Below are 20,202 nucleotides of genomic sequence, written 5' to 3'. Positions count from 1 at the left end.
ATGGCGTCATCAGCGCCCCCGCACACCGCGGTCCGCCGCCCGCTCGACGTCCCGCGTCCGCTCGACGCCCTGCACCTCGACATCGGTGGTCCCCCGACCCTCACCCGGGTCGCCGCCGATCACCTGAGACGCCTCGGCGGGCGGGTACGGGAATCGGACCGGGCCTCCGGCTCCGGCTCCGACTCGGACTCGGGGGAGATCGCTCTCGGCGGCGCCGGGTTCGCGCCCGTCACCGCCCGTACGGCCTGGGGCGTCCACGGCTCCGGGATCGAGGACGAGGCCACGGCCCAAGCCGTCACCGGCGTGATGGCCGTGCACGGACGCCGCCATGGTGCGCCGCGTGGCCTGGGCGTCGACTACCTGGCCACCGCCACCGGCGTGCTCGCCGTCCAGGGGCTCCTCGCCGCGCTGGTCGCCCGGGCCCGAGGCGGCGACGGACCCCGCCACGTGACCACCACGGCCGACCGGGCCGGCCTGCTCGCCGTCTCCCAGTACCTGGCCGCTTCCGGCGCCGACGAGCCCGAAGCCGTCGAACTCGATGCCGGAGGACCGCCGTTCACCTCGGCCGACGGCATCGTCTTCGAGCTGGAGACGCTCGACCCCGGAGCCTGGGCGGAGTTCTGGCGTGCCCTCGGCGCACCCGACGGGGCGATACGGGCGGGCTGGCGGCCCTTCCAGTTCCGTTACGCGACGGCCTGCGCGCCCTTCGCGGCGGTCCTGCACGAGGTCACCCGGACGCACTCCCTGGAACGGATACGGCAAGCGGCCACGGTCTCCGGGGCCGAGGTGTGTCGCCTGCGCACGCTCGCGGAGCGCGCGACGGAGGACGACGGGGCGGATCCCTGGTCCCTGCGCCGGCTCCTGCCCGGCGTTCCCGCGGCCACGCGGCCGGTCTCCCCGGTCGGACCGCTGGAAGGGCTGACGGTCCTGGAGGCGGGCCGACGCATCCAAGCGCCCCTGGCCGCCCACTTGTTGGGCCTCCTCGGTGCTCGCGTGATCCGGATCGAGCCGCCGGGCGGCGACCCGCTGCGCGGTATGCCGCCCGCCTGCTCCGGCGTCTCCGCGCGCTGGCTCGCCCTGAACCGGGACAAGGAGGCCGTCGAGATCGACATCAAGTCGCCCGGCGACCGAGACCGGCTGCGCGAACTCGCCGCCGAAGCAGACGTGTTCCTGCACAACTGGGCCCCGGGAAAGGCGGCCGGGCTGCGGCTCGACGCCGAGCACCTGGCCGCCGCCAACCCGGCGCTCGTCTACGCCTACACGGGCGGCTGGGCGGACCGGATCGCGGACGCCCCGATGGGTACGGACTTCATGGTCCAGGCCCGGACCGGAGTCGGTGAGGCCGTTCACCCCTGCGACGAGCCGCCCGCGCCCTCCCTCATGACCCTTCTCGACGTTCTCGGCGGCCTGCACGGCACCGAGGCCGTCCTGGCCGGGCTGCTCCTGCGCGAGCGCACCGGTCACGGCGTGCGGGTCGACTCCTCGCTGCTCGGCGCGGCCGACACACTGCTCGGCCCCGCCCTGGAACGGGTCCGCCGAGGGCGCGCCCCGCGCCCGCCGGCCGGATTCCGGCACCCGATCCGTACCTCGGACGGCTGGATCGCGCCGAGCGACCTGTGCGCGGCGGCCGCCTCCGCGCACGACCTGAGCGGCATGTGTACCGAGGAGGCCCTGCACCGGCTGCGCTCCCACGGCCTGACCGCGACCGCCGTCACCACCGAACTGTCCGACCTCCACCACGACCCGCGTCTGTCCGGCCCGATCGGCCGGGACGCGCACGGTGCCCCCGTCGTTCTCGACCCCTGGAGCCTCGCGTGACCGTCACCCTCACCGACCTGCTGCCCGCCGGCCTCCGCCGCTCGTGGGCGGTGGACGGCACCTGCCCGGACCTCGACCTCTACAGCCTGTTCCGGGCCCGCCAGATCGCCGACCTGCACCGGACGGCGATCCTCGACGCCAAGGGCACACTCTGTTACACGGCCCTCGACCGCAAGGTCAGAAGCCTGGCCGAGGGCCTGCGCGGGCTGGGCATCGGCCCGGGAGACGTCGTCGCCGTCCAGCTTCCCAACCACCGCAACGCCGTCATCGCCGACCTGGCCGTCGCCGCCCTCGGCGCCGTGGCCCTGCCCTTCCCCGTCGGGCGCGGGGCCGTGGAGGCCGAGTGCCTGCTGCGCCGCGCGGAGGCCGTCGCCGTCATCGTCGCCACCGAACACCGCGGCCAGACCCATGCCGCCGACCTCGCCGCGCTCCGGACCGCCCTGCCGGCGCTCCGGCACGTGATCTCCGCCGGACCGGGCACCGTACCCGAAGGAACGATTCCTCTCCGAGAGCTCCTGCGCACCGACCCCGCCCGCTTTGTCGCCGCCCGGCCCGACCCCGACAGCGCGGCCCGCATCCTCGTCTCCTCCGGATCGGAGGCGGAGCCGAAGATGATCGCGTACTCCCACAACGCCCTGGCCGGCGGACGGGGCAACTTCCTCGCCTCCCTGATCCCCGACGGCACCCCGCCCCGGTGCCTCTTCCTCGTCCCGCTGGGCTCGGCGTTCGGCTCGAACGGTACGGCCGTCACCCTCGCCCGGCACGGCGGATCCCTCGTCCTGATCGACCACTTCGCCCCCGAGGCCGCCCTCTCGGCGATGCGCGAGCACGCGCCCACCCACGTCCTCGGCGTCCCGACCATGATCCGGATGATGCTGGAGCACCTGGAGCGGACGGGGGAGAGCGTGCCCGCCCCGACGGCGCTCGTCCTGGGCGGCGCCCCGCTCGACGAGGCCACCGCGTCCGCCGCGGCGGACGCGTTCGGATGCTCCGTCGTCAACCTGTACGGATCCGCCGACGGCGTCAACTGCCACACCGGCCTGGACCACAAGGTCCCGCCGACCGACCGCTCCGGGGTCGTCGCGGGCCGGCCCGACCCCCGTGTCGCGGAGATCCGGGTCGCCGACCCCGAGACCCACGAGCCCCTGCCCGACGGGCAGATCGGCGAGATCGTCTCGCGCGGCCCCATGACCCCGCTCCGCTACGTCGCCTCCCCGGACCTCGACGCCCGCTACCGCACCCCCGAGGGCTGGGTCCGCACCGGTGACCTCGGCTACCTCGACGGGGACGGCGTGCTGCACGTCGTCGGACGGCTCAAGGACGTCGTCATACGCGGCGGCGCCAACATCAGCCCCGCCGAGGTGGAACGCGAACTGGCCGGCCACCCGGCCGTGCGCGACGTCGTCTGCGTGGGCGTTCCGGACCCGCTGATGGGGGAGCGGCTGGTGGCCTGCGTGGTGACGAGGAACGGGAAGCGTCCGACTCCGGACGACCTGGGCACGTACCTGACCACCCATGGCCTGGACCGGTACAAGCACCCGGAGCACGTGCTGGTCCTGGACGCACTGCCGCTCACCGCCGCGGGCAAGCCGGACCGGGCCGCGCTCAGGCTCCGGGCCGTGGAGGAGCGACCCGCCGTACCGGCCCAGCGGTGAAGGAAGGGGAGGGCCGCGCCGACGCGCGGCCCTCCCCTCGCCCTTCCGTCTCCGCGTGCGGTCAGGCCCCGCTCATCGCCTTCTTCAGCTCGGCGGCGGCGTTCCGGTACACGGCGAGCAGGTCCAGGTCCTCGCCCGGGTAGTTGACGATCTCCACCTGCTCGGCGCCGGTGTCGGGGAGGACGGTTCCCGTCGACATGTGGGCGTTGTCGAGGACGAACGCGGGCTTCTTCGCGGAGAGCGAGGCCAGTTGTGCCGGGGTGACCGGCTCGGGGCCGTACGTCCCCACCGTCGTCGCGCCGGCGAGGCCCGCCGCCCACCCGGTGAAGACCTGGGCGACCGCGGACGGGCTCTTGCCGCCCGGCCAGGCCGACTTGAGCTCACCGTTCAGCTTCACGACCTCGCCGTCGAGGCGCGTCCTGAACTGCGCGGCGGCCTCCTTCGTGCCGAACATCCCGCCGAGCCGGGTGACTTCGGCGCCCGCCTTCGCCGGGTCGTTGTCGAGGTTCACCTCCACCAGCTTCGCCTTCGAACCGGCCGCCTCCTTGATCTTCGCGGCGTACGGCTCGAACGGTGCGTACAGCACGAAGTCGGCCTTCGCGACGGCGGCGAGGTCCGAGGGCTTCGGGTCGTAGTCGGGGGCGTGGTGGACGGACCGCGGGACGATCACCGTGACGTCCTCGGCCCCGGCGGCCTTGGCGAAGGCCCCTTCCCAGGTGGTCGTCACGACCACCACCGGCTTGTGGCCGGCCCCCTTGTGGGCCTCCGGCCCCGGTGCCTCCTCGCTTCCGCATCCGGCGAGGAGCGGAAGGACCGTGGTCAGTGCGACGAGGGAAGCGACGCGGGCGTTACGGACGCGGGTGCGCGCCATGAGCTGTTTCTCCGTTCGGGGAAGAGGTGCGCGGCGAGGACGACGGCCCCCGCCGTGAGGACGAGGACCGGGCCGGGCGGCCAGTCCAGCCAGAGGGCCAGAAGGAAGCCGGTGAGGTTGACGGCGACGCCGATGCCGACCGCCCACAGGATGATCGACCACAGCGAGCGGCCCAGCCGTCGCGCGGCGAGCGCGGGCAGCAGGGTGAGCGCGTCGACGAGCAGGGCACCGGTCAGCTTGATCGCGCCTGCGACCGCGACGGCGACGAGCACGAGGAGCGCGGTGGTGAGGAAGCGGACCGGTACGCCCGAGCACTCGGCGAGTTCGCGGTCGTACAGGAGGAGGGCGACGTCCCGCCGCTTCCACCGGAACAGGGACGGGACGACCACGGCGAGGGCGCCGAGGACGACGAGGTCGGCGGTGCCGACCGAGAGGATCGAGCCCCAGAGGAGCGCGAACGCGCCCGAGGCGTTGACGCCGGAGACGGCGAGGACCAGGAGCGCGGCCGCGACGGCCAGGCTCATCAACAGGCCCATGGCGCCGGACAGCCCGTCGGGCGTACGGGCCAGCGGAGCGACCCCCGCCCCGGACAGGGCACAGGCCACCAGCGCGCACAGCATCGGATCGATCCCGGTCAGCAGGCCGATCGCGATGCCGAGGAGTGCCACGTGCATCATCGCGAACCGCACCGGCATGATGTCGAGCCCGACGATGACCACACCGATCACCGGCAGCCCGACGGCCGCCAGGAGCAGGGCGACGCCAGCCCGCCGGACCGGTACGAGCTGGAGCACGGTGCCGAGGTCGGCCGCCGCGAGCGTGCTCACCGGACCTCCCTGAGTCGCCCGGCAGCCATCTCCAGGACCCGGTCGCACTGCTCGGCGAGCGCCCGGTCATGGGTCACCACGACGAGCGTCACCGGCAGCGCGGTCAGCACGTCGGCTGCCTCCTCCTGCCCGGCGAAGTCGAGGGCGGCGGTCGGTTCGTCTGCCAGGAGCACCTGCGCGCCCGCCGCGACGCAGCCGAGGGCACGCGCCAGGTACATGCGCTGCAACTGCCCACCGGACAGCGTGTCCACGGGCCGCCCGACCAGCGCTCCGACTCCCAGCCGCTCGGCTGCCCCGGCCGCATCGGTCGGCGCGCCGCTGCTCGCCAGGAGCTCGTCCCCACGCAGCGGGAACCGGCCGGCGGCCGGCTTCTGCGGGATCCACGCACAGGACCGGCGCCGCCACGCCCACTCGGCCGCCGTACGGGCGGGCCGCCCGCCGACCTCGATGGTGCCGCTGACCTGCCGGTGCAGCCCGAGGACCGCACGCAGCAGCGTCGTCTTCCCGGATCCGTTCGTCCCCGTCAGCGCCACCCGCTCACCGGCGGCGATCTCCAGATCGACCTCGGCGACCGCCTCGGTACGGCCGTGCCGGCACGCGACCCCCCGCATCTGTATGTCCAGTCCGCCCATCCCGTGCCCTTCAGCGCCACCGTGCTCGTGCGGTGGAGGAGTCGGACGGAAGGGGTGCCGGGTTCCCGGAAACAGGCGGGAACCGTGGACCGCCGCCGCCCGACCCCTCTCATACCGCCACTCCAGGAACAGGAGCACCACATGAACCGCAGGGCATTACTCCGCGCCACCACCGCCCTCGGCGCCACGGGCGCGCTGGCTGCCACGGCGGCCTCGCCCGCGTCCGGGGCCACCCCCGACCCGAGCCGCCCCCTCCGCGTCCACGTCGCGATGTTCGACGGCGTCGAGGAGCTCGACTTCGCCGCTCCGTACGAGGTCCTCTCCGGCGCCGGGTTCTTCACCCCGCGCCCGATCGAGGTCCGGTACGTCTCCGCCACCGGCGCCCGCGCCGTGACCGCCGCCTACGGCACGGCCGTCCGGGGCATCCGTCCCTGGGCCCCCGAGGAGGCGGACCTGCTCGTCGTCCCGGGCGGCGGCTACGCACGCCGCGACAGCCCCGGGGTCTGGGCCGAGATCGATCGCGGCACCCTGCCCCGCGCGCTCGCGGCCGCCGTCCGGCCCGGGCTCACGGTCAGCGCCCTGTGCACCGGCGTCATGCTCCTCTCGGCCGCCGGACTCACCGAGGGCCGCCCGTGCACCACCCACCACAAGGCCAAACCCGACCTCGCACGGCAGGGCGGCCTGGTGAAGAACGCCCGCGTCGTCGACGACGGTGACCTCGTCACCGCCGGCGGCATCACCTCCGGCCTCGACCTCGCGCTCTGGCTGGTCCGCCGCGAACTGGGCGCGGACACGGCGACGAACCTGGAGGAGATGCTGGAGTACGAGGCCCGGGGCACCGTCTGGAGTGCACGCCCTGCCCGCTGAGGCAGGTCCGCCCGCTGAGGCAGGCCCGGCCGCGATCCGGTCGGTCGTGAGGCCGACCGGGGAGGGGGACCGCCGGGCAGAGGGACCGTCGGGCGGGGCGATTCCACCGATGAGTTCTCCGTCCCCGGCCGGTCCACCCCGTGACACGACCGTTCTCGACAGGAGTGCCATGTCCACCATCCAGCCCGTGATCCTCACCGCCGACCCGGACGCCCTGCTCGGCTTCTACACGAAACTGTTCGGCGCCGAGGAGACCTCCCGGGTGCCGGAGGAAGGCCCGGTCTTCTACCTCGGCCTGCGCATCGGCGACACCGACCTCGGCCTGGTGGCCCAGGAGGCCCCGGGGAACCGGGAGGCGCCGCGGATCCTGCTCAGCATCGACGTCGACGACGTCGACGAGACGCTCGGCCGGGTGGCGGCGCTGGGAGGCTCCGTCCGCGGCGGTGCCAACGACATGCCGTGGGGGCAGCGCGTCGCCCACGTCCAGGACCCCGACGGCAACCCGGTGAACCTCACCCAGTCGATCCCGGTCCGGTGACGCCGCAGCTCACCGCTCGTCACGGTCAGGCGTGGCGCATCGCGTCGGTGAGGCGGTCGGCCGCGTCGACGGCGGCCTTCGCGAGCCGGGCGCCGGGATGACGGGTGAGGCGCTGGATCGGGCCGGTCACCGTGATGGCGGCCACGACACGATGGGCCGGGTCGCGCACCGGCGCCGAGACGGAGGCCATCCCGGGTTCGCGCTCCCCGATCGACTGGGCCCAGCCCCGGCGCCGTACGCCGCTGAGGGCCGTGGCCGTGAAACGGGCCCCCTGCAGACCGTGGTGGTAGCGCTCGGGGTCCTCCCAGGCGAGCAGGACCTGGGCGGCGGAGCCCACCTTCATGGGGAGCGCGGAGCCGACGGGCACGATGTCGCGCAGGCCGGAGGCCCGTTCGGCGGCGGCGACGCAGACGCGCACCTCACCCTGGCGGCGGTAGAGCTGCGTGCTCTCGCCGGTGGCGTCCCGGAGCGAGGTGAGGACCGGGCCGGCCGCGACCAGCAGGCAGTCCTCGCCCGCGACAGCCGAGAGTTCGGAGAGGCGGGGGCCGAGGACGAAGCGTCCCTGCAGGTCCCTGCCGACCATGCGGTGGCGTTCGAGCGCGGTGGCGAGCCGGTGGGCCGTGGGCCGCGCCAGGCCGGTGGCGGCGACCAGCTCGGCCAGAGTGGCCGGGCCCGACGCCAGCGCGCCGAGGATCACCGCGGCCTTGTCGAGGACACCCACGCCACTGGAAATGTCGGATACGTTCACGAAAAGGGGTACTCCAGTCTCGTCCGCGCGTCCTGACGCGCGGAGACCTCGCCCGGGGGAGGGCAGGGGTGGTCAGCGGGAAAGGGCCGAAGCGGTCGGCCGATACGCCGCGGTGGCCACGAGACGGGTACGGGAGAAGCCCGGAGTGGACAGAGCCTGGGCGGAAGGCAGCACAGAGAGCACCGTGTCTCCTCATCTTTTCCCGCGCCACGTTGGCGCGGGCCGGAGTTGGCACTGATCCCGACGGCGCGGCGCGAACATGGAGCGCCGAGTCGACGGGGAGTTGCCGGGGCTTCGTAGGGCCGGTCCCTCCACCCCTCTGGATGATTCGCGAGGAACCATACAAGACTCCCGGGCCGACCCGCCAACGGCATTCCGGCCACGCGGCGGCCGGAGCGTGCCCTTCGCGGGATCCCCCCCGCCGCCGCTGCGAAGGCGGCGGCGACAACGACGGCGACGGCGGTGGTGACGGTGACGGTCAGGCGAGCAGGTTCACGGCGCTCTGGAACAGGCCCGGGAACCGGGCGGCCGTCGGCATGATCAGAGGAGCCAGCGGTGGCTGGTTCCGGACCCAGAGCAGGGACCTCGTCAGGAGGCGGTAGCTGCGGGACAAGCGGCACCAAGCGGGCTCGTACGCCTGCGGGTTGCCCTCGCGAAGGCAGCGTACGAGGGCGTCCGCCGCCGTCAGCGCGAGGGTGAGGCCCTCGCCGGTCAGCGCGTCGACGTACCCGGCGGCGTCGCCGACGAACAGCACGCGGCCGGCCACCCGGGAACGGGCCTGCTGGCGGAGCGGCCCGGCACCCCTGACAGATGTCCTGTCGGCGGTGCGCAGACGGGCGAGCAGGCGGGGGAAACGGCTCAGCTGGTCGTCGAAGGGCAGTTGGCGCGAGGTGAGGAGGGCGACGCCGACCTGCCGCGGCCCGAGCGGGGTGACGTACGCCTCGCAGTCGGCGGACCAGTGCACCTCGACCAGGTCGGTCCACGGCTCGACGGCGTAGTGGCGCCGCAGTCCGTACCGGGGCGCGTGCCGCCGGCCGGCGGCCGGCCGTACGGTCAGGCCGAGCGCGCGCCGGGTGGGTGAGTGCAGTCCGTCGGCCGCCACCAGATACCGGGCGTTGATCCCGTCGGCGGTCACGTGCGCCCCGGACTGGGTCACCCGGCGGACGCGGTGGGGGACGACCGGAACGCCGAGCCGGGCGGCCCGGGCTGCGAGTGCCTCGTGCAGCACGGTCCGGCGCACGCCGAGACCGGGCCCGGTGCGGAACCGGGCTTCGGCGCTCCGGTCGCCGGCGGCGTCGACGTAGCGGATGCCCCGAAGAAGCGGCCCGGGCACCTCCACGTCGAGGGCCCTCAGGGCGTGCACCGCCGAGGGCATCAGCCCCTCCCCGCAGGCCTTGTCGATCGGCGCCGGCCGCGGCTCGGCGACCACGACGTCGAAGCCCCGCCGCGCTCCGTGGATCGCGGTGGCCAGGCCCGCCGGGCCGCCGCCGACGACGAGGAGGTCGATCACGACGCGGCCCCGGGGGAGGAGAGGACGTGCGACGGCGCCAAGGCGGTGTTCTCGCAGCGGATGCGGACGGTGAGCAGGGCCGCGTTCAGGAGCGAGAAGCCCAGGGCGGTCAGCCAGGCGGTGTGCACCAGGGGCAGGGCCGCGCCCTCGACGACGACCGCGACGTAGTTGGGGTGCCGGAGGCGGCGGTAGGGACCGGCGGTGACGAGCGGGAGGCCGGGGACGATCAGCACCCGGGTGTGCCAGCGGGGCCCGAGCGTGCCGACGCACCACCACCGTAGGGCTTGGGCGGCCAGCGCGAGGGCCAGCGCGGGCCAGCCGAGCAGCGGCAGGAAGGGTCGGTCGGCGGCCCAGGGCTCGACGAGGCAGCCGAGGAGGAGCGCCGCGTGCAGGACGACCATGACCGGGTAGTGCCCGGCGCCGTACTCGCGGGCACCCCGGGCCCGGCTCCAGGCGCCGTTGCGTCGCGCCACGGCGAGTTCCACGAAGCGCTCGGCGACGACCAGCAGGACCAACAGGGTGTACAGCGGCAGGGTCACGGCGGTCTCACCAGGCCAGGAGGACGAGTTCGGACGAGAAGCCGGGCCCGAAGGCGAGCATCAGGCCGATCGTCCCGGGCGGCGGCCGGTCGGCCTGGATGTCCTTCAGGATCTGCAGCACCGACGCGGAGGACAGGTTGCCGTGGGCGGCCAGGGAGCGACGGCTCGCCGCGAGGGCCGGGGCCGGCAGGCCGAGCCCTTCGGCGAGCGCGTCCAGGATCTTCGGGCCGCCGGGGTGGCAGATCCACGCCCCCACGTCCGCGGGCTTGAGGTCGTGCGCGGCGAGGAAGGACTCCACCTCCTCGGTCACGTGCAGCCTGACGAGTCCGGGGAGTTCCGGCCCGAGGACCATGCGGAAGCCCCAGTCGCCGACGGCCCACCCCAACAGGTGCTCGGTCCCGGGGTACAGGCGGCTGCGGGCCGCCACGACGCTCGGCACGGAGGACCCGGCCGACCGCGACGTCGTACGCGAGGACGCGGAGGAGCGGCCACCGCCGACGGCCACGAGCGCGGCGGCCCCGTCCCCGAACAGACCGCCCGCCACCAGGTTCGCCGTCGACATGTCGGCGCGCTGCAGGGTGAGCGAGCACAGCTCGGTGGAGAGGAGGAGCGCGGTGCCGCCCGGCCGGCCGTCGAGGAAGTCGTGGACGCGGGCCAGGCCGGCGGCGCCCGCGGAGCACCCGAGCCCGAACAGGGGCGTGCGCCTGACGTCCGGCCGCAGACCGATCCGTGCCGCGAGGCGGGCCTCCAGGGACGGCGTCGCGATGCCGGTCACGGTCGTCGAGACGACCAGGTCGACGTCCTCCGGGCGTACGCCGGCCTCGTGGAGGGCCCGCGTGACGGCTTCGGCGCCCAGCGCGGTGGCCAGTTCGACGAAGAGCCGGTTGGTCTCGCCGAAAGCACCGAGATCGCGGTAACGGTCGAGGGGCAGGGCGAGATGACGGCTCTCCACGCCGGCCGCCGCGTGCAGCCGGCGCACGAGCTCCCTGTCGGATCCGGGCGGCAGGCCGGCGACGAGGTCTTCGGTGATCTCGTGCTGCATGTAGCGGTGCGGCGGGAAAGCCGTGCTCACCGCGAGGACGCGGGTCATTGCTCCAACATAGGGACGGTGAGGCGCCGACACCCACAACCCGGAGGTCATGGGCGCGCCGTCGCCTAGCGTGGTGCGGTGCGCCCCACCACGGACGAAGGAACCCACCCCCTCGCGGCCCCGGCCGTTCCCGGCTCGACGGAACCCCCGGCCGTCGTCGGTCTGCTGAGGGCGAGTCACCCGGGGCCGGCGGCGACGGTGACGGTCCTCGCGGCGCTGCTGGCCGCCGCGTCCGGGCTGGGCCCCGCCCCGGCGGTCGCCGCGGTCGCCGCGGTCGCCGCGGGACAGCTGTCGATCGGCTGGTGCAACGACCGGCTGGACCTGCGCCGCGACCGGGCCGCGGGACGCCGTGACAAGCCCCTGGCCACGGGGGCCGCGCGGCCCGGCACGGTGGGTGCGGCGGCCTGCCTGGCCCTGCTGGCCTGCGTCCCGCTGTCGCTCGGCTGCGGACTCCTGGCGGGCGCGGTGCACCTCGGCTGCGTCGCCGCGGGGTGGACGTACAACCTGTGGCTCAAACGGACGGTCCTCTCCTGGCTGCCGTACGCCGTCGCCTTCGGACTGCTGCCGGCCTTCCTGACGCTGGCCCTCCCGGGCCGTCCGTGGCCGCCCCTGTGGCTGACCGTCGCGGCGGCGCTCCTGGGGACCGGCGCCCACTTCGCCAACGTCCTGCCGGACATCGAGGACGACCTGGCGGGAGGGGTGCGCGGGCTCCCGCAGAGGGCGGGCAGGCGCGGGTCCGCGGCGTCGGCAGCGGTCCTGGCACTGGCTTCCTGCGTGATGCTGACGGTGGGACCGACGGGCCGGGTGTCCCCGGCCGGGGCGGGCCTGATCGGCGTGACCCTCGCGCTCTGCGTGGTGGCGGTGGCCGGACCGCCCGCTCTGATGCGCGGACGCGTGCCCTTCGTCGCCGTCCTGGCCATGGCCGGCCTCGACGCCGCCCTCCTGGTGCTGGCCGGAGGCGCGGCGCCCGCAGGCCGGGGCTGGCCGTGACCGACGGCGGCGGCACGCACGGCGGACGTGCGCGGGCGGCCGGCGTCCCGCGGGCTCGAAACGGGCGAGGACAAGCCCAGAGGCAGGCGGGCGTCACGCTCGGAGACGGGTGAGCGTCGGCTCAGAGAGAGGTGAGGATCTGCGGCGAGAGCACCTTGATCATGGTGTTGGTCCAGCGCATCTGCCGCAGCGTCTGCGGATGGCAGTCGGAGGACAGGGCCAGGAGCCGGTCCTGCTTCGCCGCCTGGGCGTACTGGGCGAGCATCTCCCAGTACAGGGAGTTCTCGGCCGCCGCCAGGTGGAGGGAGCGCAGGTCGCGCAGGAGGAGAAGACCGGGCTCCGGCCGGTGCCCCAGCAGCTCGGCGGTCTTCTCCCGCACCGCGGAGAGCAGGCCTTCGCCCGGCTTCTCCTCCGTCCCGCCCTTCAGGTCGAGCTCGTAGGCCCGCGCCGCGTCCGCGATGCGGTCGGCGTGCTCGCCGGACCAGCGGGCGAGGTCGGTGGCGACGTGGTGGACCTCGTGCTCCGTGCGATGGCGGTCCGCGACGGCCACGAGTTCCTTCTCCAGACGGCGCTCGCCGTGATGGAGCGCGCGCAGGGTGAGGGTGACGCCGCTCATGACCGTTCCTCCGTCGCGTGGGCCCGTGGTCCTCCGGCGGTGGCCGGAACGCCGTCCGGCACGGCCGGCGCGGAGGCGGTGTTGGTCGGGGCGGGAGCCGGCGTGCCGTCACCGCGAGCGACGCGTTCCACGCGGGCCGCGGCCGTCTTGAACAGGGGCTGCTTGGAGGCGGGGTCCCAGTCGGTGACCGTCGTCTCGTTGGCGGCCCTGCCCTCGTCCGGCGAGGCGGGTCCGTGGCCGCCGGGGGTGTCCCAGTAGCCGTAGTGGAAGGGCACGAAGACGAGCCCGTCGCGGATGTCGGTGACCCGGACGCGGGCCTGCAGCGACCCCCGCGCCGTGGTGATCCGGGCGAGGTCCCCCTCGCGGAGGTCCAGGGCGGCGGCCTCGGCGGGGCTCAGCTCCGCCCACACCTCCGGGGCCGCCGCGTTCAGCTGCGGCACCCGGCCGGTCTTGGTGCGGGTGTGGAAGTGGTAGAGGGTGCGGCCGGTGGTCAGCTGGAGGGGGTACTCCTCGCTGGTGTCCTCGTGCGGCGGCAGGTACTCGGCGGCCTTGACGACCGCCTTGCCGTCGGGGTTGAGGGAGCGGTACTCGACCACCTCGACGGACGCGCCGGTGACCAGGTCCTTGCCGTAGCTCTCGCAGACGTCGGGATGCGCCCAGTCGATGCCCTCGGTGTAGAGGCGCTCGGTGCCGTCGGGGGCGTCCTCGTTGCAGGGCCACTGGATGCCGGTGCCGCCCCGCAGTCTCTCGTACGTCAGACCCGTGTAGTCGCACGGCCGGCCGGCGCTGCAGCGCTTCCACGCCTCGAACGCCTCCTCCGGCGTGCTCCACTTGATCAACGGGCCGTCGTCGCGGTCGCGGAAGTCCATGCGCCGCGCGTAGTCCAGGAAGATGTCCAGGTCGGGGCGGCTCGCCCCGGGCGGCTCCACCGCCTTCTCCGAGAGGTGGACGGTGCGGTCGGCGTTGGTGAACGTCCCGGTCTTCTCGCCCCACGTCGCGGCCGGCAGGACCACGTCGGCCAGCTGCGCGGTCTCCGTGAGGAAGAGGTCCTGGACGACGGTGAAGAGGCTCTCCCGCCCGAGGACGTCGCGGATGCGGGCGAGCTCCGGCAGGGACACGGCCGGATTGGTGCCGCTGATCCACAGCATCCGCACCGACCCCTGCTCGGCGTACCGGAAGATCTGCATCGCCGGGGTCGGCGGGGCGTAGTGGGGGACGGCCGACGGATCGACGTTCCAGACCCGGGCCAGATCGGCCACGTGCTGGTCGTTCTGCCAGTTGCGGAAGCCCGGCAGGTCGCCGTCGGCACCGGTCTCGCGGGTGTTCTGGGCGGTCGGCTGGCCGTTCATCTGCAGGACGCCGCAGCCCGGCCGGCCCAGCATCCCGCGGATCAGGTGCAGGTTGTTGACCTGGACGGCGGCCGCCGTGGCCTGGTGCGACTGGTAGACGCCCTGCAGCACCGTGGACAGGAGGCGCTCGGCGCCGCCCAGCAGCTCCGCGGCCCGGCCGATGGCCGCGGCGGGCACGTCGCAGATGTCCGCGGCCCAGGCGGGGGTGCACTCCGCGACCCGCTTGCGGAGTTCCTCGAAGCCCACCGTGTGCGACTCCACGAAGTCGTGGTCGATCCGGTCGCTCCGGACGACCTCGTGCAGGAGCGCGTTGAGCAGGGCGACGTTGGTTCCGGGCCGGGGCGCCAGATGGACGTCGGCGCGCCGGGCCACCACGGTGGGGCGGGGGTCCACGCACAGCAGCCGCGGCGGGTCCTCGCCCTCCAGCCGGTCCAGCACCCGCATCCACAGGACCGGTTGCGTCTCGGCCATGTTGTGGCCGAACAGGGCGAGGGTGTCCGCGTGGTCGACGTCCGTGTACGAGCCGGGCTGGCCGTCGCAGCCGAACGACTCCTTCAGCGCCTCGGCCGCGGTGGAGGTGCACAGCCGGGTGTTGCCGTCGAGGTGGTTGGTGCCGATCCCGGCGCGGGCCAGGACGGCCAGGGTGTAGTACTCCTCAAGGAACAGCTGCCCCGAGGTGTAGAACCCGATCGCTCCCGGCCCATGGGCGGAGAGGAGCTCGCGGGAGCGCTCCACCACGCGGCCCATGGCCGTGTCCCAGTCGCACTCGACGAGGCGGCCGCCCTCCCGGACCATCGGGCTGCGCAGCCGGTCGGCGGCGTGGTTGGCCTGCCAGCCGAAGAGGTCCTTCGGCCCCAGCCGGCCCCGGTTCACCCGGTCCGCCGCCCGCCCCCGGACACCGACGATGCGGCCGTCCCGCACCGCGATGTCCATCGCATCCCCGTTCGAATGCAGCACCGACGCGGACTGCACCCACCGCTCGACATCGGCCGCCGTGACGCCCTCGGCGAGATGCGTGTCCACCCGGGTCGGCCACGTCCCGCCGGCGCCGTAGGCGGTCCGCCCGCCCCAGGGCCGTGCGATCCGGTCGTTCGGAGAATCCATCCGGCACCTCCGCCTTTCCCCTTCGCCTTTCGGTGGCCCGCGTCTACCCCCGGGTCCTCCGACCAAGCGGCCCCGAAAACCCCCGGTGTCAGCGGGGCCGGGGGGGCGGGCCTCAGTCCTTGCCGCGCCCGGTCACGGCGTCCCGCAGCCGGTCGACGAGGCCCATGCCGGGGCGCGCCGGAGCACCCCGAAGCGTGGCGCTCCTGGGTCGACGAGGTCGTGACCAGCTGGGCCGCCTGCCTGCTGGGCTCCCCGGCCCTGGCCTCCCTCGCGGCCGAGGCGGTGGCCGCGGCGCACGGCGACACCGCGCCCGTGGCCTTCCGCCGCCTGACCCACCCGACGGAGGAGGACCACCGGTCGGCGGCCCTCCTGCGCCATCCCGACGTCCTGGCGCCGATAGCCGACCTCCACGGGGCGGAACTCCGGGAGCGCCTCCGGGCCGCCCTGCCGATGTGACCGCCGGACGGCGCCGAGGTCCGCATACGGGGACGGGGCACCGGGTACCGCTGGTACGTCGAGAGCCGCCCGGCCGACGCGCCGCGGCTGGAGACCCGCACCCAGGACGCGGAACGCGAGGGCGACGGCGAAGCCGTCGAACCCTCCCGCAAGGCCCGGCGGACAGCCGCAAGGGCGCCGAACCGGGCGAGCGACTCCCACCCGCACGCACGGAAGGCTGACACCGTCATGAAGGCAGTCGTGTGGCACGGCACCGGCGACATACGTCTGGACGAGGTGCCGGACCCCGAGATCCAGGACCGGTACGACGCGATCGTACGCATCACCACCTCCGCGATATGCGGAACCGACATCCACTTCGTCCGCGGCACGATGCCCGGCATGAAGGAGGGCCGGATCCTCGGCCACGAGGCCGTGGGCGTCGTCGAGGAGGTGGGGCCCGGTGTGCGCAACCTGCGGGCCGGTGACCGGGTGGTCGTGCCGTCGACGGTGGCGTGCGGCGCGTGCAGCTACTGCCGGGCGGGCTACTACGCGCAGTGCGACAACGCCAACCCGGGAGGCCCGCGGGCGGGCACCGTCTTCTTCGGCGGTCCCGAGGCGGCGGGAGGCCTGGACGGACTCCAGGCGGAGTACGCCCGGGTGCCCTTCGCGCACGTGGGACTCGTGCCGCTGCCCGACACCGTGGACGACAACCAGGCCGTCCTCCTGTCCGACATCTATCCGACAGCCTGGTTCGGCGCCGAGCTCGCCGAGGTGGGTGACGGGGACACGGTCGCGATCGTGGGGGCCGGGCCCGTGGGGCAGGCGGCGATCGCCTGCGCGCGTCTGAGGGGTGCGGGCCGGATCATCGTGGTCGACGCGGTGGCCGACCGACTGGACCTCGCCGGGCGCCAGCACGCGGAGACCGTCGACTTCGACAGCGAGGAGCCGGTCGAAGCCGTGCTGGAGCTCACCGGTGGCATCGGCGTGGACCGTGTGATCGACGCCGTGGGCGTGGACGCCCGGCGTCCGTCGCACGGGCCGGCGGCCGAGGCGCTGCACGACCAGGCACGACAGTTCGCGCACGAACGCGCCGAAGCGGCACCGGAACAGAACCCCGACGGCGACACCTGGGTGGTCGGGGACGCGCCGTCCCTCGCGGCCCGGTGGTCGGTGCGGATGGTGGCCAAAGCGGGAACCATCGGCACGGTCGGGGTCTATCCGCCGCAGGTCCAGCACTACCCGTTCGGCGAGGCGTTCATGAAGAACCTCACGCTGAAGACGGGAAACTGCAACCACCGCCGCTATGTGCCCCGCCTCGTCTCCCTGGTGGGCTCCGGCACGCTCGACCCGACCCCCCTCGTCACGCGCTGGTCCGGCTTCGGGGACGCCGTCGCCGCCTACCGGGCCTTCGACCGCAGGGAGGCCGGCTGGACGAAGGTCGCGCTCGGCCTCGACGACCGAGGAGCCGTCGCGCCGGGCATGGGCGAGGAGGCCGGCACGGGAGCGGCCACCACGGCCGGCTCCCACGAGGGGAACGCGGGCTGACTCCGCCCCGGCCCGGACCGCCCCCTGCGGGAAGGCCGCGGGCCCGGAAGGCGTCACCTCCCCCCGTCGTGGCGGGTGTGTCCGGCGAGCGCGCCGTCGCAGGCGGCGGGGTCACAGGCGGCGGCCCGGGGCCCCAGCGGGACGCCGTGGGTGCGCAGCACCTCGCGGACGTCCAGGATCAGCGGGAAGACCTCGTGGTTGCGGTCCTCGCCCTGCTCGTCCCACGCCCTCTGCTCCGCCTCGACGGCCATCCGGTCCTCCGCGAAGACGCGCTCGGCGAAACGGCGGATGAACGGCCACGCCACGTGGAGGGCGGCGGGGATCCCGGGCTTCTCGATCATGAGCAGGCCATAGGCGTGGCACGTGCGCTGCTCGGCGTCCTCGGGCACGTACGCCGCCCAGAGCCGGAAGGCCGGGTGGTCGGCGTTCTCCGGAACCAGGTCGAGCGTCTGGTACGGGTACTGCGTCCGGATGGTCATGACGTCGCTGGAGGCCGAACCGCCGATGCCCTCACCGGCCAGCAGGCCGGCGCTGCGGTTCCGCTTCCCTCCGGTGTGCGTGAACAGGTACCGGGCCTCCACCGTCCGCCCGTCGACCCGGTGGCTCAGGAGCTCCGGGTGCAGCTTGCCCACGACGCCGCGGTGGAGGAACTGGTGGTTCATGTCGAGCAGGTTCTCGTGCATGAAGGAGTAGTGGCAGCGCACGGTCCGGGAGAAGGTCATGGTCCGGTACTTCGGCGAAGCGTGGGCCGGCAGCTCGGGGAACGCGGTCTCCGCCGCCTTCTCCGGATCCCCGGGGAAGACGAAGACCAGACCGTACGCCTCGCGCACGGGGTAGGCGCGCACCCCGCGCGGCGGCCGGCCGTCTCCTTTGGAGAGATAGGGGATCTGGGAGATGCGGCCGTCACCGCGGTAGGCCCAGGCGTGGTAGCAGCAGCGGAGCGTCTCGCCCTCCACCACGCCCATGCTCAGGGGGACCTGCCGGTGCGCGCACCGGTCCTCCAGGGCGTGCACGGCGCCGCTCTCACCGCGGTAGAGCGCGATCCGCTCCCCGGCGAACGCGGTCGCGTACGCCCGCCCCCGGCGCACCTTCCTCGACAGCGCGACCGGGTACCAGTGGTCGGGGTGCGCGCCCACGCGCCGCAGGTCGGGAAGGCCCGCGGGCCGCGGCTCCGTGCCCCGGGAGAGCCGGCCACCGTCGCCGCCGGGGACGGGCGGCGTGATGCCGCCGCCAGACTGCGTCTCGACCATGCGCACTCCCTCTGTTCCGTCGAGTGGGGCATCGGGCCCGCGGGTTCCAGCGCGCAGGTCCGGTCGAGCCGGTCCGCGCCGGCCCGCCGGGCGACCGACGGCGTCCCGGCACCGTTCCATCCTGGCCTCCCGCCGTCGGCGACGCCCGGAGGGCGGGTCCGCGCGGGTGACCGACGCATCGGTCCTCCTCCGCAGCCACCGGGACCGACCGGCGGGCCCTCCGGCCTCGCACGGCCGGAGCGCCGCTCCTCGGCGGGTCTCATCCCTCCTCGCGCGCCCGCGAGCCGACAGGGTGCGCCTCGTACACGCGGAAGCGCTCGGCGTCGGCCCACTTGACGTCCAGGCCCAGACCGGGGCGGGTGGGATCGGGCCGCAGAATGCCGCTGACGGGCGACAGGGTGCCGTCGAACAGCAGCTCTTCGACCCGTGTGTGGTCGTGGAAGTACTCCAGATGCCGCAGCCGGCGCACGGCGCAGAACGCGTGGGCGGAGACCGCCGGGGCGCAGTGGGCGGACAGGTCGAGGTGCCGGGCCGCCGCCAGACCGGCGATCTCCAGGACGCCGGTGATGCCGCCGCAGCGGGTCACGTCGGCCTGCAGACAGTCCACGGCGGGGGGCTCCACGAGGTTGACGAAGTCCTGCGCGGTGAAGGCGTACTCGCCGGCGGCGATCTCCAGGCGTTCGGGGCCCCGGTCGCGCAGCAGACGCAGCCCTTCGAGATCGGCAGAGCCGACGGGCTCCTCGAACCAGCGCACGTCCCACTCCTCGTGGAACCTGCGCGCCCAGTACAGGGCCTCCTTGCGGGAGAGCGCGCCGTTGGCGTCGGTGAAGAGCTCGACCTCGTCGCCGATCGCCTCGCGCACGGCCGTCAGACGCCGAGGATCCCGTTCGGGCTCGCGCGAGGTCTTCAGTTTGAGCCGTGGGATGCCCTGGTCCGCCCACCCGGCCAGCTGCTCGGTGAGCCGGTCGAGCGGGTAGTTCGTGAAGCCGCCGCTGCCGTACACCGGGACCCGGTCGTGAGGGGCGGGCAGCAGGTGCACCAGCGGCAGGCCGAGCAGCCGGGCCTTGAGGTCCCACAGCGCCACGTCGACCGCCGAGCGCGCCATGGCGCCGACACCGGGCCGGCCGGCGTTGCGGATGTGCGTCCCCATGAGCTGCCACAGGGCCGGTGGTGCCAGGACCCCCCGCCCTTCGAGGAGCGGCGCGAGTCGCGAGGTGACGAAGGAGGCGACCGACACGTCTCCGTAGGTGTAGCCGAGACCGGTGCTGCCGCCGGCGTGCACCCGGACCAGGACCATCGTCGTGGAGTCCCATTCCAGGGTGCCGTCCTGCTCCCTGCCGCCGGGGCCGTCGGTGGGCACCTCGAAGGCGTGTACGTCGACCGCGTCGACGCGGTACTCGTTCCGTCCGGCTCCGGCCATCGCGTACTCCCTCGCGCGTACCCCCGACGTCGTCACAGGTGACCCGTCGGAGGCGTCGGCAAACGGGCCGAGGAGGGCACGGCACGGCAGCGCTCGGCCTCGCCCCGCCGCGCCCGCGCGCTCCGGGCGGGGGGGGGGGGGGGGGGGGGGGGGGGGGGGGCGGCCCCCGGGGGGCGGGGGGGCCCCCCCCCCCCGCCCCCCCCCGCCGCCCCCCGCCCCCCCCCCCCCCCCCCCCCCCCCCCCCCCCCCCGCGGGCGGCGCCCCCCCCCCCCCCCCCCGCCCCGCCCCCCCCCCGCCCCCCCGGGGGGGGGGCGGCGCGCGCCCCCCCCCCCCCCCCCCCCCCCCCCCCCCCCCGATGGGGGCGACCTCGCCCTCGCGCACGAGCCGACGGAGGG

Annotated in this window: 18 protein-coding genes and 1 riboswitch; of the genes, 7 read left to right on the top strand and 11 right to left on the bottom strand. The window is 74.6% G+C overall.

Going from position 1 to position 20,202, the window contains the following annotated elements:
- Entirely contained in the window at positions 1-1,818 is a 1,818-nt protein-coding gene (locus tag ACIGW4_RS15650) for a CoA transferase (RefSeq protein ID WP_399580894.1), read from the top strand.
- On the top strand, positions 1,815-3,473 hold the full coding sequence (locus tag ACIGW4_RS15645) for a class I adenylate-forming enzyme family protein (RefSeq protein ID WP_399580891.1): 1,659 nt from the start codon (positions 1,815-1,817) through the stop codon (positions 3,471-3,473). Before ACIGW4_RS15650 ends, ACIGW4_RS15645 begins: the two co-directional genes overlap by 4 nt.
- 61 nt (positions 3,474-3,534) lie before the next feature.
- Here the strand turns inward: ACIGW4_RS15645 and ACIGW4_RS15640 are convergent, their stop codons facing one another.
- Genes ACIGW4_RS15640 through ACIGW4_RS15630 form a run of 3 tightly spaced genes read right to left on the bottom strand, consistent with a single transcriptional unit; the run spans position 3,535 to position 5,803 of the window.
- On the bottom strand, positions 3,535-4,344 hold the full coding sequence (locus tag ACIGW4_RS15640) for a metal ABC transporter solute-binding protein, Zn/Mn family (protein WP_359586945.1): 810 nt from the start codon (positions 4,342-4,344) through the stop codon (positions 3,535-3,537).
- Positions 4,293-5,171, bottom strand: a complete 879-nt coding sequence (locus ACIGW4_RS15635; RefSeq protein WP_123458182.1) for a metal ABC transporter permease — start codon at positions 5,169-5,171, stop codon at positions 4,293-4,295. Before ACIGW4_RS15635 ends, ACIGW4_RS15640 begins: the two co-directional genes overlap by 52 nt.
- Positions 5,168-5,803, bottom strand: coding sequence for a metal ABC transporter ATP-binding protein (locus ACIGW4_RS15630; protein ID WP_399580887.1), 636 nt, complete (start codon positions 5,801-5,803; stop codon positions 5,168-5,170). The genes ACIGW4_RS15635 and ACIGW4_RS15630 overlap by 4 nt, the downstream gene beginning before the upstream one ends.
- Before the next feature lie 141 nt (positions 5,804-5,944).
- On the opposite strand from ACIGW4_RS15630, the gene ACIGW4_RS15625 reads away from it, so the two are divergent.
- The gene (locus ACIGW4_RS15625; protein WP_398709595.1) at positions 5,945-6,670 is read left to right on the top strand and encodes a DJ-1/PfpI family protein; all 726 of its coding nucleotides are present in this window, start codon (positions 5,945-5,947) and stop codon (positions 6,668-6,670) included.
- Positions 6,671-6,839: 169 nt separating this feature from the next.
- Positions 6,840-7,208, top strand: coding sequence for a VOC family protein (locus ACIGW4_RS15620; RefSeq protein ID WP_399580885.1), 369 nt, complete (start codon positions 6,840-6,842; stop codon positions 7,206-7,208).
- A gap of 25 nt (positions 7,209-7,233) precedes the next feature.
- Here the strand turns inward: ACIGW4_RS15620 and ACIGW4_RS15615 are convergent, their stop codons facing one another.
- From ACIGW4_RS15615 to ACIGW4_RS15600, 4 genes are all read right to left on the bottom strand, one after another.
- Positions 7,234-7,956 (bottom strand): IclR family transcriptional regulator, encoded by a 723-nt coding sequence (locus ACIGW4_RS15615; RefSeq protein WP_123458178.1) that lies wholly within the window; start codon positions 7,954-7,956, stop codon positions 7,234-7,236.
- A gap of 189 nt (positions 7,957-8,145) precedes the next feature.
- A riboswitch (SAM riboswitch) is annotated at positions 8,146-8,286 on the bottom strand.
- A 148-nt stretch (positions 8,287-8,434) separates the two neighbouring features.
- Positions 8,435-9,466: an NAD(P)/FAD-dependent oxidoreductase gene (locus tag ACIGW4_RS15610; RefSeq protein ID WP_399580882.1), complete on the bottom strand. Its 1,032-nt coding sequence runs from the start codon at positions 9,464-9,466 to the stop codon at positions 8,435-8,437.
- Positions 9,463-9,999 (bottom strand): isoprenylcysteine carboxyl methyltransferase family protein, encoded by a 537-nt coding sequence (locus ACIGW4_RS15605; RefSeq protein WP_399581281.1) that lies wholly within the window; start codon positions 9,997-9,999, stop codon positions 9,463-9,465. Before ACIGW4_RS15605 ends, ACIGW4_RS15610 begins: the two co-directional genes overlap by 4 nt.
- A gap of 13 nt (positions 10,000-10,012) precedes the next feature.
- Positions 10,013-11,095 (bottom strand): type III polyketide synthase, encoded by a 1,083-nt coding sequence (locus tag ACIGW4_RS15600; protein ID WP_399580880.1) that lies wholly within the window; start codon positions 11,093-11,095, stop codon positions 10,013-10,015.
- 78 nt (positions 11,096-11,173) lie between these two features.
- Here ACIGW4_RS15600 and ACIGW4_RS15595 point away from each other — a divergent pair, with 78 nt between their 5' ends.
- On the top strand, positions 11,174-12,085 hold the full coding sequence (locus tag ACIGW4_RS15595) for a UbiA family prenyltransferase (protein WP_399580879.1): 912 nt from the start codon (positions 11,174-11,176) through the stop codon (positions 12,083-12,085).
- Between the two features lie 121 nt (positions 12,086-12,206).
- On the opposite strand, the gene ACIGW4_RS15590 is transcribed toward ACIGW4_RS15595, so the two are convergent.
- Both ACIGW4_RS15590 and ACIGW4_RS15585 read right to left on the bottom strand, forming a co-directional pair.
- A complete protein-coding gene (locus ACIGW4_RS15590; RefSeq protein WP_123458174.1) occupies positions 12,207-12,701 on the bottom strand; it encodes a hypothetical protein in 495 nt (164 codons plus the stop codon).
- Positions 12,698-15,154 carry a molybdopterin oxidoreductase family protein gene (locus ACIGW4_RS15585; protein WP_398709585.1) on the bottom strand — a complete coding sequence of 819 codons (2,457 nt, stop codon included), beginning with the start codon at positions 15,152-15,154 and terminating at the stop codon, positions 12,698-12,700. Before ACIGW4_RS15585 ends, ACIGW4_RS15590 begins: the two co-directional genes overlap by 4 nt.
- A 219-nt stretch (positions 15,155-15,373) precedes the next feature.
- On the opposite strand from ACIGW4_RS15585, the gene ACIGW4_RS15580 reads away from it, so the two are divergent.
- Positions 15,374-15,610, top strand: a complete 237-nt coding sequence (locus ACIGW4_RS15580) for a hypothetical protein (RefSeq protein WP_399580876.1) — start codon at positions 15,374-15,376, stop codon at positions 15,608-15,610.
- 228 nt (positions 15,611-15,838) lie between these two features.
- Entirely contained in the window at positions 15,839-17,137 is a 1,299-nt protein-coding gene (locus ACIGW4_RS15575; RefSeq protein ID WP_123458171.1) for a zinc-dependent alcohol dehydrogenase, read from the top strand.
- A 53-nt stretch (positions 17,138-17,190) separates the two neighbouring features.
- On the opposite strand, the gene ACIGW4_RS15570 is transcribed toward ACIGW4_RS15575, so the two are convergent.
- A complete protein-coding gene (locus ACIGW4_RS15570; protein ID WP_399580873.1) occupies positions 17,191-18,387 on the bottom strand; it encodes a Rieske 2Fe-2S domain-containing protein in 1,197 nt (398 codons plus the stop codon).
- Positions 18,388-18,646: 259 nt separating this feature from the next.
- Positions 18,647-19,807: an enolase C-terminal domain-like protein gene (locus ACIGW4_RS15565; RefSeq protein WP_399580871.1), complete on the bottom strand. Its 1,161-nt coding sequence runs from the start codon at positions 19,805-19,807 to the stop codon at positions 18,647-18,649.
- Between the last annotated feature and the right edge of the window lie 395 nt (positions 19,808-20,202).

It is taken from the genome of Streptomyces sp. NPDC053513, from assembly GCF_044544765.1.
In the GTDB taxonomy this organism is placed as follows: domain Bacteria; phylum Actinomycetota; class Actinomycetes; order Streptomycetales; family Streptomycetaceae; genus Streptomyces; species Streptomyces litmocidini.
Note: the sequence above shows the minus strand (reverse complement) of the source record. Positions and strands in the feature narration are given on the sequence as shown.

Bases quoted from the DNA above. Each gene is read 5' to 3' on its own strand.
- ACIGW4_RS15630 (WP_399580887.1), bottom strand. From the start codon at position 5,803: ATGGGCGGACTGGACATACAGATGCGGGGGGTCGCGTGCCGGCACGGC.
- ACIGW4_RS15575 (WP_123458171.1), top strand. From the start codon at position 15,839: ATGAAGGCAGTCGTGTGGCACGGCACCGGCGACATACGTCTGGACGAG.
- ACIGW4_RS15570 (WP_399580873.1), bottom strand. From the start codon at position 18,387: ATGGTCGAGACGCAGTCTGGCGGCGGCATCACGCCGCCCGTCCCCGGC.
- ACIGW4_RS15590 (WP_123458174.1), bottom strand. From the start codon at position 12,701: ATGAGCGGCGTCACCCTCACCCTGCGCGCGCTCCATCACGGCGAGCGC.
- ACIGW4_RS15640 (WP_359586945.1), bottom strand. From the start codon at position 4,344: ATGGCGCGCACCCGCGTCCGTAACGCCCGCGTCGCTTCCCTCGTCGCA.
- ACIGW4_RS15620 (WP_399580885.1), top strand. From the start codon at position 6,840: ATGTCCACCATCCAGCCCGTGATCCTCACCGCCGACCCGGACGCCCTG.
- ACIGW4_RS15565 (WP_399580871.1), bottom strand. From the start codon at position 19,807: ATGGCCGGAGCCGGACGGAACGAGTACCGCGTCGACGCGGTCGACGTA.
- ACIGW4_RS15600 (WP_399580880.1), bottom strand. From the start codon at position 11,095: ATGACCCGCGTCCTCGCGGTGAGCACGGCTTTCCCGCCGCACCGCTAC.
- ACIGW4_RS15650 (WP_399580894.1), top strand. From the start codon at position 1: ATGGCGTCATCAGCGCCCCCGCACACCGCGGTCCGCCGCCCGCTCGAC.
- ACIGW4_RS15625 (WP_398709595.1), top strand. From the start codon at position 5,945: ATGAACCGCAGGGCATTACTCCGCGCCACCACCGCCCTCGGCGCCACG.
- ACIGW4_RS15585 (WP_398709585.1), bottom strand. From the start codon at position 15,154: ATGGATTCTCCGAACGACCGGATCGCACGGCCCTGGGGCGGGCGGACC.